Annotated in this window: 12 protein-coding genes and 1 pseudogene; 10 read left to right on the forward strand and 3 right to left on the reverse strand. The window is 72.4% G+C overall.

Annotated elements, in window-relative coordinates; translation table 11 throughout:
* Nucleotides 1-18: 18 nt before the first annotated feature.
* Complete coding sequence (locus MFF64_RS25185; protein ID WP_238192716.1) at nt 19-1890, forward strand: M23 family metallopeptidase; 1872 nt, start codon at nt 19-21, stop codon at nt 1888-1890.
* Nucleotides 1891-2191: 301 nt separating this feature from the next.
* Here MFF64_RS25185 and MFF64_RS25190 read toward each other — a convergent pair.
* Nucleotides 2192-2413 (reverse strand): annotated as a pseudogene (locus MFF64_RS25190) (Uma2 family endonuclease); the annotation flags it as partial.
* On the opposite strand from MFF64_RS25190, the gene MFF64_RS25195 reads away from it, so the two are divergent.
* The 8 genes from MFF64_RS25195 to soxZ all read left to right on the forward strand — a co-directional run bounded on the left by MFF64_RS25195 (nt 2390) and on the right by soxZ (nt 8174).
* Nucleotides 2390-2563 (forward strand): hypothetical protein, encoded by a 174-nt coding sequence (locus MFF64_RS25195; protein WP_238192726.1) that lies wholly within the window; start codon nt 2390-2392, stop codon nt 2561-2563. The pseudogene MFF64_RS25190 and the gene MFF64_RS25195 sit on opposite strands and share 24 nt — an antisense overlap.
* 217 nt (nt 2564-2780) lie before the next feature.
* Nucleotides 2781-3248, forward strand: coding sequence for a (2Fe-2S)-binding protein (locus MFF64_RS25200; RefSeq protein ID WP_099902420.1), 468 nt, complete (start codon nt 2781-2783; stop codon nt 3246-3248).
* Between the two features lie 11 nt (nt 3249-3259).
* Complete coding sequence (locus MFF64_RS25205) at nt 3260-5443, forward strand: xanthine dehydrogenase family protein molybdopterin-binding subunit (protein WP_238192717.1); 2184 nt, start codon at nt 3260-3262, stop codon at nt 5441-5443.
* Nucleotides 5440-5706, forward strand: coding sequence for a c-type cytochrome (locus tag MFF64_RS25210; RefSeq protein ID WP_238192718.1), 267 nt, complete (start codon nt 5440-5442; stop codon nt 5704-5706). The genes MFF64_RS25205 and MFF64_RS25210 overlap by 4 nt, the downstream gene beginning before the upstream one ends.
* Nucleotides 5703-6956, forward strand: coding sequence for an NAD(P)/FAD-dependent oxidoreductase (locus MFF64_RS25215; RefSeq protein ID WP_099902350.1), 1254 nt, complete (start codon nt 5703-5705; stop codon nt 6954-6956). The genes MFF64_RS25210 and MFF64_RS25215 overlap by 4 nt, the downstream gene beginning before the upstream one ends.
* Before the next feature lie 8 nt (nt 6957-6964).
* Nucleotides 6965-7384 (forward strand): sulfur oxidation c-type cytochrome SoxX, encoded by a 420-nt coding sequence (soxX, locus tag MFF64_RS25220; protein WP_099902353.1) that lies wholly within the window; start codon nt 6965-6967, stop codon nt 7382-7384.
* A complete protein-coding gene (locus tag MFF64_RS25225; RefSeq protein WP_099902348.1) occupies nt 7381-7851 on the forward strand; it encodes a SoxY-related AACIE arm protein in 471 nt (156 codons plus the stop codon). The genes soxX and MFF64_RS25225 overlap by 4 nt, the downstream gene beginning before the upstream one ends.
* Before the next feature lie 2 nt (nt 7852-7853).
* On the forward strand, nt 7854-8174 hold the full coding sequence (gene soxZ, locus MFF64_RS25230) for a thiosulfate oxidation carrier complex protein SoxZ (protein WP_238192720.1): 321 nt from the start codon (nt 7854-7856) through the stop codon (nt 8172-8174).
* Nucleotides 8175-8543: 369 nt separating this feature from the next.
* Here soxZ and MFF64_RS25235 read toward each other — a convergent pair whose 3' ends face one another.
* Both MFF64_RS25235 and MFF64_RS25240 read right to left on the reverse strand, forming a co-directional pair.
* Nucleotides 8544-9791 carry a class I SAM-dependent RNA methyltransferase gene (locus MFF64_RS25235; RefSeq protein ID WP_425324370.1) on the reverse strand — a complete coding sequence of 416 codons (1248 nt, stop codon included), beginning with the start codon at nt 9789-9791 and terminating at the stop codon, nt 8544-8546.
* A gap of 8 nt (nt 9792-9799) precedes the next feature.
* Complete coding sequence (locus MFF64_RS25240) at nt 9800-10543, reverse strand: TlyA family RNA methyltransferase (RefSeq protein ID WP_099902810.1); 744 nt, start codon at nt 10541-10543, stop codon at nt 9800-9802.
* Nucleotides 10544-10660: 117 nt separating this feature from the next.
* On the opposite strand from MFF64_RS25240, the gene MFF64_RS25245 reads away from it, so the two are divergent.
* Nucleotides 10661-11197: a superoxide dismutase family protein gene (locus tag MFF64_RS25245; RefSeq protein WP_238192721.1), complete on the forward strand. Its 537-nt coding sequence runs from the start codon at nt 10661-10663 to the stop codon at nt 11195-11197.
* Nucleotides 11198-11339: the final 142 nt, after the last annotated feature.

Consider the following 11339-nt stretch of genomic DNA (forward strand, 5'->3'; position numbering starts at 1 on the left):
GTCCAGGGCCCTTAGTCCTTGTCCGCTTTCGTCGACGCGCCCTCCCTCCCCGGTACCGCCACTGCGGTACCGCCCCGGCAGGCCCTCAACCTGCGCTGGCTCGCCGGCAGCCTGCTCACCGGAATCACCGGCGCCGGGCTGATCGGCGTCGCGCTCTACCTCGCCGCCGCCGACGGCGTGGTGGCGACGCCGCCGGAGCGGGCCCTGCCGCCCCATAGCGAGGGCGCCGCCGGCGACGTCGCCCGCAAGGGCGACCGGCTGGTGCGCGACGAGATGATCGTGGCGGCCAAGACCGTCTTCAAGGCGCCGATGACGGAGCGCGCCGGCGAGCGCGAGGTGATCCGCGTCCACGCCTACGTGCAGATCGCCACCGAGCTGCCCCTTCGCGCCCCGGACGTGCCGGTACCGCCTTTCGATCCCCTGCGCAGCGCGCGGATCGAGGCCCCGGCCGCCCCCGAGGGCGATTCGGACCCGGCCGAGACCGCCGTGACCCTGGTGCGCAGCCCCCTCGCCGAGGCCGCGCTGGAGGAGGGCGCGCCGGCCCTCGCCGATGCCGAGGTCGACGCCCTGGTGGCCGAGACCCAGTCCCTCGCCGGCGGGATGCTGCCGCCGGCCTTTCCGGCCGAGCGCCTGCTCTCCCGCGCCCTGCGGCCGGCCGCCCTGCCCGACGATCCCGGGCTGGAGGCGCGCTTCCGCAACATCGAGGTCCGGATCCTCCCCGAGAACCTGACCGAGATCGCCGAGACCAGCACCGGCGGGGACGGCGCGCGGCTGGTCGAGGAGCGTGACCTCGTGCTCGCCAAGGACCAGAGCCTCGCGGATCTCCTGAAGCACAATGGCGCGGAGCCGGAGCGGCTCGCCGCCCTCATGGGAAGCCTCAGCGGCCGGGCGAAGACCGACCTGTCCGAGGGCCAGCACGTCCGCCTCCTCATCGCGCCCCAAGGCGACGGCCATCATCCCGAGAGCCGCGGCATCGCCCGGGTGACGCTCTACGGCGAGGACGGCATCCAGGAGATCGTGGCGGCCAACGACCGCGGCGGCTTCGTCTCGGTGGCGCCGCCCAAGCCGGACACGGCGCAGGACGACGACGAGGAATCCGGCGTCACGCTCTACGAGAGCCTGTACGGCACCGCGCTCAAGAACGGCGTGCCGCGCCCGATCATCGAGGAGATGGTCATGGCGCTCGCGACCTCCACCGACCTGCAGCAGCGCACCACCCCGGGCGACCGCGCCGAATTGTTCTTCACCGAGGACGAGGATGCCCGGCCGGAACTGCTCTATGTGGGCCTGCGCGTCCACGACGAGACCTTCGGCCTCTACCGCTACCGGGTGCCGGGCTCGAGCGAGGTCGACTACCTCGACCCGAACGGCCGCTCGAGCCAGAAATTCCTGATGCGCCGCCCGGTGGCGGAGGGGCGGATCTCATCGCCCTTCGGCGCCCGCCTGCACCCGATCCTCGGCTATTACCGGCCCCATAACGGCGTCGACTGGGCGGCGACCCGCGGCACGCCGATCATGGCGACCGGCGACGGCACCATCGTGTCGGCCGGCGCCCGCTCCGGCTACGGCAACCGGGTCGAGATCCAGCACGCCAACGGCTACACCACCGCCTACAACCACATGGCCCGGATCGCCCGCGGCATCGCGCCGGGCGCCCGGGTACGCCTCGGCCAGGTGATCGGCGCGGTGGGCACCACCGGCCTCTCGACCGGCCCGCACGTCCACTACGAGGTCGCGATCAACGGCCGCTTCGTCGACCCGATGAAGATCCGCCTGCCGAGCGCCCGGGAGCTGACCGGCCCGAGCCTCGCCACCTTCCGCCAGGCCGAGGAGCAGATCGACGCGCTGCGCCAGAAGCACGGGGGGAAGGCGGTGGCGGAGCGGACGTGAGGGAAAAGACTTCTACGCTGCCAAGACCTCGCAAGGACGGGCGCAATCTCCCCTCTCCCGGGTGGGAGAGGGGATCCCGCGCTTGTACAGGAGAGGACCTCAACCGAGTTCCGCGAGCGGCGCCGTGATCGCTGCCAGCACAGCCGCCCCCGGCCGCAGGACTTCGTCCCGGGATCGCTCGGTCACGTCGCGGTAGGCGTCCACCGGCGCCCGGTGTACCCGGGCCTCGCGCTCCTGCGCACCGGGCGTAGAGCGCCGCCTTGCGCCCGCGGTCGTAGGCGAGGCTCGAGCTTGCGACCTCGATCACCAGCAGGATCCCGGGGCCCGGGATGGTGCAGAAGCCCTCGGGCGAGGCGCTGCGGGCGCTCATCGGGGCGAGGAGAAGATCGGGTTCGAGGAACAGTCCCGGCCCGAACTGGAGCGTGCTCTCGATGCCGAGATAGACCGTCTCCGGGAGCAACGGGACGAGGCGGCGCATCAGCGCGTTCTTCACGGCGTCGTGCGCGAAGCCCTTCGCCGCCATCTCGACCAGCTCTCCATCCAGGAGTTCGACCCGCTCGTCCTCGCGCAAGATCCCGGCGGCCAGCATCAGCCGCAGGTCGCTGACCGTGAACCGGCGCGGGAGCGGGGTGTCGGGCGGGACGTGAACGGTCATCCGCGGCTCGCGAGCTGAAACCGATGCGGAAAGCCTGTCAGGCAACGCGCGCGAAGGCACGCCATCCACGGTTGCCTCCTCCCGCTCGCGCATCCGTCAATTGACAGACACAGCCGTCCACCTCGACATTGTTATCGCTACAAAGTGCGAACCAACGGCCCGACGGCGCCGTCCCACGCGACCGCCGAACCCCATCACGGCGCCGAAGCGCCGGCCCAATCGAACGGAAGCGCCCATGATACGCCTGAACGTGAACGGCTCCGTGCGCGAGGTCGAGGCGGAGCCCGACACGCCGCTGCTCTGGGTGATCCGCGAGCAGGTCGGCCTCACCGGCACCAAGTACGGCTGCGGCATCGCCCAGTGCGGCGCCTGCACGGTCCATATCGACGGGCAGGCGGTGCGCTCCTGCTCGCTTCCGGTCTCCGCAGTCGAGCCAGGCCAGACGATCGTCACCATCGAGGGCCTGAGCCCGGACCGTTCGCACCCGGTGCAGAAGGCCTGGGCCGAGCTCGACGTGCCGCAATGCGGCTTCTGCCAGTCCGGCATGATCATGGCCGCCGCCGCCCTGCTGGCGCAGAATCCGAAGCCGAGCGAGACCGAGATCCGCCAGGAGATCACCAATATCTGCCGCTGCGGCACCTACAACCGGGTGCTCGCCGGCATCAACCTCGCCGCCCAGGGCGGCGAGACCGGCCGCGGCTGAGGGGACACGCCATGACGACGACCGCCTCCCCCACCCTGTCGCGCCGCTTCTTCCTCGCCGGCTCCGCCGCCGCGGCCGGCGGCCTGGCCCTGGGCTTCGATCTGCCGGGCGCCACGGCCGCGCCCGCCGCGACGGCCCCTGAGATCAATGCCTGGGTGGTGGTGCGCCCGGACGAGACCGTGGTGATCCGCATCGCCCGCTCGGAGATGGGCCAGGGCACGCTCACCGGCCTCGCCCAGCTCGTCGCCGAGGAACTGGGCTGCGACTGGGCCCGCGTCACCACCGAGTACCCGACCCCGGGCCAGAACCTCGCCCGCGGCCGCGCCTGGGGCGACTTCTCCACCGGCGGCAGCCGCGGCATCCGCGAATCCTACGTCGCGGTGCGCCAGGGCGGGGCCACCGCCCGCAGCATGCTGGTCGCGGCGGCAGCCCAGGAATGGGGCGTCCCGCCCGGCGAGTGCCGGGTCGAGAAAGGCACGATCAGCCACGCAGGCAGCGGCCGCTCCACCACCTTCGGCAAGGTCGCGGCCGCCGCCGGCCGGATGGAGCCGCCGAAGGAGGTGCCGCTCAAGGATCCGAAGGACTGGATCATCGCCGGCAAGCCGGTGAAGCGCCTCGACACCGTCGAGAAGACCGACGGCTCGCAGGTCTACGGCATCGACCTCAAGCTGCCCGGCCTTCTCAACGCCGCGATCCGCGACTGCCCGGTGGTCGGCGGCACCGTGAAGAGCGTCGATGCGTCGGCCGTGGAGAAGATGCCCGGCGTGCGCAAGGTGGTGCGGGTCGGCGACAGCGCCGTGGCCGTCGTCGCCGACACGTTCTGGCGCGCCAAGACCGCGGTTGAGGCGCTGCCGATCGTCTGGGACGAGGGCCCGAACGCCAAGGTGTCGAGCGAGACGATCGCCGCGATGCTGAAGGAGGGCCTGGACGCGCCGGAGGCCTTCGTCGGCAACAAGGCCGGCGATGCGGGCGCTGCGCTCAAAGGCGCCGCCAAGGTCGTCGAGGCGACCTATTCCTACCCGTTCCAGAACCACGCCACGATGGAGCCGATGAACGCCACGGCGCGCTGGACGCCGGAGCGCTGCGAGGTCTGGACCCCGACCCAGAACGGCGAGGCGGCTTTGGCCGCGACCGCGGAGGCCGCCGGCCTCTCGGCCCGCCAGTGCGACGTCTACAAGATCCATCTCGGCGGCGGCTTCGGCCGGCGCGGCGCCACCCATGACTGGGTGCGCCAGGCGGTGCTGATCGCCAAGGAACTCCCCGGCACCCCGGTCAAGCTGATCTGGACCCGCGAGGAGGACATGACCCATGGCCGCTACCACCCGGTCACCCAGTGCCGGATGCGGGCGGCGCTCGACGAGAGCGGCAACCTCACGGGCCTGCACATGCGGATCTCCGGCCAGTCGATCCTGGCCGGCATCATCCCGGGCCGGCTGGGAGCGGACGGCAAGGACCCGGTGGTGTTCCAGGGGCTCAATCCCGGCGGGGCGGAGGCGGCGATCGGCTACACGGTCCCGAACCTGCTCATCGACCACGCCATGCGCAACCCACCGATCATCCCGGGCTTCTGGCGCGGGGTGAACACCAACCCGAACGCGATCTACCTCGAATGCTTCCTCGACGAGGTGGCGCACGCGGCCGGGCAGGATCCGCTGGCCTTCCGCCGGAAGCTGATGGGCAAGCACCCCAAGCACCTCGCCGTCCTGAACGCGGTCGCCGAGCGCATCGGCTGGGATACGAAGCCGCCGGCCGGCGTGCATCGGGGCCTCGCCCAGATCATGGGCTTCGGCAGCTACGTCGCGGCGGCGGCAGAAGTCTCGGTCGGCGATGACGGCAAGGTGAAGGTCCACCGCATCGTCGCCGCCACCGACCCGGGCGTCGCGGTCAACCCGCAGCAGATCGAGGCGCAGGTCGCCGGCTCGTTCGTCTACGGCCTGTCGGCGGCGCTCTACGGCGAGTGCACGGTGAAGGACGGCCGCATCGAGCAGACCAATTTCGACACCTACCCGGTGCTGCGCCTGGACGAGATGCCGGCGGTGGAGGCGATCCTGATGCCGTCGGGCGGCTTCATCGGCGGCGTCGGCGAGCCGACCATCGCGGTGGCGGCGCCCGCCGTGCTCAACGCGGTCTTCGCCGCCACCGGCAAGCGGGTGCGGCAGATCCCGGCGAGCCGCACGGACCTGAAGCGCGCGTGAGGCTCGGCCTTCTCCTCCTGCTGCTGGCGACCCCGGCGGCGGCCGCCCCGCCGCCGGGAGCCTCGTCCTGCTCGGGCTGCCACGGGCACCCGAGCGGGGCGGTGCCGAGCCTGTCCGGCCACTCGGCCGAGGACATCGCGGCCTCGCTCGCCGCCTTCCGGTCCGGTGCCCGGCCGGCCACGGTGATGAACCGCATCGCCAAGGGCTTTTCGGAATCGGAGAGCCGGGCGATCGCCGACTGGATCGCGGGAGGCGGACATTGACCGGGATCGGCCGCCGGGCGTTGCTGGCGGGGCTCGCCACCGCCCTCTCGCGCCCGGCCCTCGCGCAGGGCACCCGCGGGCGCGTCGTCGTGGTCGGCGGCGGATTCGGTGGCATCACCGCCGCGCGGGTCCTGCACCGGGCGGGCCTCGCCGTCACCCTGGTCGAGCCGGCGGAGACCTACTACGCCTGCCCGTTCAGCAACGAGGTGATCGCGGGCCTGCGCCCCATGTCGGCTCAGGCCTTCGGCTATGACGGCGTGCGGGCGAGCGGCGTGACCGTGGCGAGGACGAGCGCCGAGGCGATCGACGGCACCGCCCGGCAGGTGCGGCTGGCCGACGGCACGAGTCTCGACTACGACCGGCTGATCCTGTCGCCCGGGATCGCGCTGCGCTTCGACGCCCTGCCGGGCTACGACGCGGCCGCCGCGGAGGCGATGCCCCACGCCTGGAAGGCCGGCGCGCAAACCGAACTCCTCGCCCGCCAGCTCGCCGCGATGCCGGAGGGCGGCACGGTGGTGCTGTCGGTGCCGGGAAATCCGTATCGCTGCCCGCCCGGGCCCTACGAACGCGCGAGCCTGATCGCCCATTTTCTCAAGACGCGGAAGCCCCGCGCCAAGCTGATCGTGCTCGACGCCAAGGACACGTTCTCCAAGCAGAAGCTGTTCGAGCAGGCGTGGCGCGCGCTCTATCCCGGCACCCTGGACTACGTGCCACTCGCCGCGGGTGGCCAGGTCACCTCGGTCGATCCCGGCGCGATGAGCGTCGCCACCGACTTCGAGACCTACAAGGCCGACGTCGCCTGCATCATCCCGCCCCAGCGGGCGGCCCCGATCGCGAGCGCGGCCGGCGTCGCCGACCGGACCGGCTGGTGCCCGATCGACCCGGTCACGTTCGAGTCGCGCCTGGTGCCGCGGATCCACGTGGTCGGTGATGCGGCCATCGCCGGGGCGATGCCGAAATCCGCCTTCGCGGCCAATGCCCAGGCCAAGGTCTGTGCCGAGGCCGTGATCGACCTCCTGGCGGGGCGGACGCCCGCGGAGCCGAAGCTGATCAACACCTGCTACAGCCTGGTCGCGCCGGGCTACGGCATCTCGGTCGCCGGAGTGTACCATCCGGACAAGGGCGTGCTCGCCGATGTCGAGGGCGCGGGCGGCACCAGCCCGGTCGATGCGCCCGATTCCGTGCGCCGGCAGGAAGCCAGTTACGCCGCGGACTGGTACCGCACCATCACGGCCGCGGTGTTCGGGTGAGGCGAGACATCGCCGCGTTGCTCGCCCTCACGCAGACCGCGCTCGCTCCGGTGGGGATCGTCGGGGACGCGATCCCGCGGCCGCTCGACGGCCGGACCGGCGATGCGGCGCGTGGCAGGGCGATCGCCACCGACACCCGCAAGGGCCTGTGCCCGCTCTGCCATACCGGCCTCGGCGGCAGAGCCCCGGCGGGCGATCTCGGGCCCGACCTCGCCGATGTCGGGGCGCGCCTCTCCGAGGGGCAGCTGCGGCTGCGCCTCGTCGACGGGCGTGCCTTGAACCCCGGCACCCTGATGCCCTCCTATTACCGGACCGATGGCACGCGGGTCGCGAGCGCCTGGCGCGGCCGGCCGGTGCTGGAGGCGGGGGAGATCGAGGACGTGATCGCCTATCTCCTCACCCTGAAGGGAGGGCGCGAGACGCCATGAGCGCAGGATTCCACCGCCGCACCATCCTCGCCGGAGGCGCCGGCCTGCTGACCGTGGCGCTGGTGCGCCCGGGCGTCGCCGCGCTCATCCGGCCGAGCCGCGAGGCCACCGTGGAGGCGATCCGCCGCTTCACCGGCGGCGCGACGGTGCAGGCGGGCCGGATCCACCTCGACATGCCGCCGCTGGTCGAGAACGGCAACACCGTGCCGCTGGCGATCACCGTCGACAGCCCGATGAGCGAAGCCGATCACGTCCGCCGCATCGCGGTGTTCAACGACAAGAACCCGCAGCCCCACGTGGTGACTTTGCATCTCGGACCCCGGTCCGGCCGCGCCGCGGTCAACACCCGGATTCGCCTGGCCGATTCCCAGACCATCACCGCCATCGCGGAGATGCGCGACGGCACCTTCTGGTCCGCCACCGCCGACGCGATCGTGACGTTGGCGGCCTGCGTGGAAGGATCGTGACGATGGCCCGCGCCCTCATCAACCTGCCGAAGACCGCCAAGGCCGGGGCGGTGATCGAGATCAAGACCCTGATCTCGCACCCGATGGAGACCGGCTACCGCCCGGGCCCGGACGGCCGCCTGATCCCCCGCAACATCATCACCGAGTTCGTCTGCCGTTACGACGGCGAGGAGGTGTTTCGCGCCGAGCTCTCGCCTGCGAGCGCTGCAAATCCCTACCTCACCTTCACCACCGTGGCGACGAAGACCGGGACGCTGACCTTCACCTGGACGGGGGATAACGGGTTCTCGCAGACGGAGGAGGTGGGAATCACGGTGGTGTGACGCGCCCTGAAACCCTCCCCCCTTTTGCGGGCAGGGCGATCGCAGATGGGGTTCTCCGTCTGGTCCCGGAGGGTGCGGATGGCTGTGATGCTGCCTGACCTCCAGGAGGCCGATCATGGCCGGGTTCCAGGCTCGCGATCCCGACGCCCCGAGGACGCCTTCCGCCGCTTCATGGCAGCCTTCGCCCAAGCTCAGGATGAAGTGCGCACGGCCGAGCCGGACAGCCGCCGCATCGTGGCCCTCGACGACAAGTCCGTTCGCCGGGCCGCCGAGCCGCCCAGCCCACCACACCGCTCCGCCTCGTCACCGCCCAGGCCACCGGGCAGCGCCTCGCTCTCACCCAGCGTCACGCCCGCAACCGCAGCGAGGTCAGCGCTTCTTCCCCGGCCGCCGGAACACCCCGACGATCTCGACATGCGGCGAGTGGCGGAACTGATCGACCGGGGTCACCGCCTCCAGCCGGTAGCCGCCGCGCACCAGCAGGGCGGCATCGCGGGCGAAGCTGCCGGCGTCGCAGGAGACGCCGACCACCACCGGCACCTTCGATTCGGCGATCCGCGCGCTCTGCGCCTCGGCGCCGGCGCGGGGCGGGTCGAACACCACGGCGTCGTAACGGTCGAGCTCGGGTGCCAGCAATGGGCGGCGGAAGAGGTCGCGCCGCTCGGTCGTGATGGTGCGCAGGCCCGCCGTCTCGCGAAAGGCGCGATCGAGGGCGGCGAGCGCCGCGGCCTCCCCCTCGACCGCGTGGACCGTGTGGCCTTCCGCGAGCGCCAGCGAGAAGGCGCCGGCGCCGGAGAAGAGATCGGCGACGCGCTTGGCCTTGCCGACGCCCTCGACGACGAGGCGGGCGAGCGCCGCTTCGCCCTCCGCCGTCGCCTGCAGGAAGCCGCCGGCCGGCGGCACCAGCCGGGAGCGGCCGGCGGGGATCTCCGGCGGGCGGCGCACGATCAGGACGTCGCCGTGGAGGGAGAGCCGGGCGAGGTCGAGCTCGCCCGCGAGCCCCACCAGGGCCTGGCGCGCCCGGTCGGAGGCCGGCCCGTGACCGCGGATATCGACGTCGAGGCCACCCGCGGTGGCGGTCACCTGCACGTCGAGGGGCTTACCGCCCCCGCCGCCCAGCGGCCGGCTCACCCTGCGGGCGATCTCGGGCGCGCGGTGGAGGGCCGGCTCGGTGATCGGACAATGGTCGATCGGCACCAGCGCGTGGCTGCGCGCCGCCATGAAGCCTGCCTGGGGCCCGCCCTCGCCCGCGCGCACGTGCAGGGTGATGCGGCGGCGCCCGGATCCGTGGGCGTCGAGGAGCGGCGCCACCGGCGCCTCGATCCCGGCCCGCGCCAGCGCCCCGACGACGAGGTCGCGCTTCCACTCGGCGTAGGGTGCGGGCGCGAGGTGCTGGATCGCGCAGCCGCCACAGGTGCCGAAATACGGGCAGAACGGAGCGATCCGGTCCGGCGACGCATCCAGCACGGCGTCGAGCCGGGCGCGCGGCGGGCGGGTGCCCTCCTCCGGCTCCGCCCGCACGGTCTCGCCCGGCAAGGCGCCCGGCACCACCACGCCGTCCGGCGTCACCCCGTCGCCGCGCAGGCCGAGGCGGGCGATTTCCAAGACATCACTCATCGCGTCGCTCATCGCCCGGCCTCCCGCACGGCGCCGATCAGGAATTCCCGGTTGCCGTCGCCGCCCTCGACCGGCGACGGGATCAGGCCGCGGATCGAAAAGCCGAGCGACGCGATCAGCGTCCGGATACGCTCGCAGACGGCGTCCCGCACGGCCTCGTCCCGCACCAGCCCGCCGCGGCCGACATGCTCGCGCCCGGCCTCGAATTGCGGCTTGATCAACGCCACCAGGGCGGCGTCGGGCGCCAGGAGCGGAACCACGGGCGGCAGGACCAGGCGCAGGGAGATGAAGCTCACGTCGATCACCAGGAGGGAGGGCGGCTCGGGAAAGGGGCTGAGGGAGCGGGCATCGGTCGCCTCGAGAGCAGACACGCGGGGATCGCCGGCGAGGCTCGGATGGAGCTGGCCCCGACCGACATCGACGGCGTGGACGAAGGCCGCGCCGCGGCGCAGCAGCACGTCGGTGAAGCCGCCGGTCGAGGCGCCGATATCGAGGCAGGTCTGGCCCGCCGGGTCGAGCGCGAAGGCGTCGAGGGCGGCGGCGAGCTTCAGGCCACCGCGGGACACGTAGGGGTGCGGCGCCTCGGCGACGATGGCGGCATCCCTGGCGATCAGGTCCGAGGCCCGGCGCACGACGACGCCGTCGGCCCGCACCAGCCCGGCCTCGATCGCACCTCTCGCGCGTGCCCGGCTCTCGAAATGGCCCGCCTCCACCAGGAGGCGGTCGGCCCGCAGCCGCTCGCCCGTCGTCATCACCCCTCGATCCTTGATCGTTCACGACCGATTCGTCGTCGCTTCAGGCTCGCCCGGCCGTCCCCACCGGCGCCGCGCGCCCTAGCTACACGGCGGCACACGAGGAGAGTTCTTCCCATGAGACAGTTCGTGCTCGCGAGCGCCCTGGCCTTCGGCCTCGCGGCTCCGGCCCTCGCGCAGGACAAGCCCGCCGACCAAGCCGCGCCGACGACCTACGATGCGCCGATCGTCAACAACAAGGGGGAGACGATCGGCAAGATCGCGCTCCGGGACGGCGCCAACACCCTGGTGATGCGGGTGACGATCCAGGCCGGCGGCCTGCCGCCCGGCTGGCACGGCATCCATTTCCACGCGATCGGCAGCTGCGCCGACACCGACAAGTTCCAGGAGTCGAAGGCGCACGTCAATCACGACAACGCCAAGCACGGCCTGCTGAATGCCGAAGGTCCCGACGAGGGCGACCTGCCGAACGTCTTCGCCAATGCCGACGGTTCGGTGAATGCCGAGGTGTCGAGCGACACGCCGCTCACCGGCGAGGGCGGCCTGAAGGACAATGACGGCTCGGCCCTGATCATCCACGCCAACGAGGACGACCACGCCACGCAGCCGATCGGCAATGCGGGTGCCCGCATCGCCTGCGCGGTCATCAAGTAACGGAGGGCGGGCCGCGTCCGGTGGACGCGGCCCCGTTCTCAATCAGCGCTGGCGCCGGGCGACGCTGACGACGTTGCTTGCGGGCTTGGTCTCGCGCGCCGGGAGCGTGGCCTCGACGACCTTGACGATCGACGGCGCGTCG

It is taken from the genome of Methylobacterium frigidaeris (assembly GCF_022179185.1).
Taxonomy (GTDB): domain Bacteria; phylum Pseudomonadota; class Alphaproteobacteria; order Rhizobiales; family Beijerinckiaceae; genus Methylobacterium; species Methylobacterium frigidaeris.

Coding starts and splice junctions, on each gene's coding strand:
- MFF64_RS25200 (WP_099902420.1), top strand. CDS start 2,781: ATGATACGCCTGAACGTGAACGGCTCCGTGCGCGAGGTCGAGGCGGAG.
- MFF64_RS25205 (WP_238192717.1), top strand. CDS start 3,260: ATGACGACGACCGCCTCCCCCACCCTGTCGCGCCGCTTCTTCCTCGCC.
- MFF64_RS25225 (WP_099902348.1), top strand. CDS start 7,381: ATGAGCGCAGGATTCCACCGCCGCACCATCCTCGCCGGAGGCGCCGGC.
- soxZ (WP_238192720.1), top strand. CDS start 7,854: ATGGCCCGCGCCCTCATCAACCTGCCGAAGACCGCCAAGGCCGGGGCG.
- MFF64_RS25235 (WP_425324370.1), bottom strand. CDS start 9,791: ATGAGTGATGTCTTGGAAATCGCCCGCCTCGGCCTGCGCGGCGACGGG.
- MFF64_RS25240 (WP_099902810.1), bottom strand. CDS start 10,543: ATGACGACGGGCGAGCGGCTGCGGGCCGACCGCCTCCTGGTGGAGGCG.
- MFF64_RS25245 (WP_238192721.1), top strand. CDS start 10,661: ATGAGACAGTTCGTGCTCGCGAGCGCCCTGGCCTTCGGCCTCGCGGCT.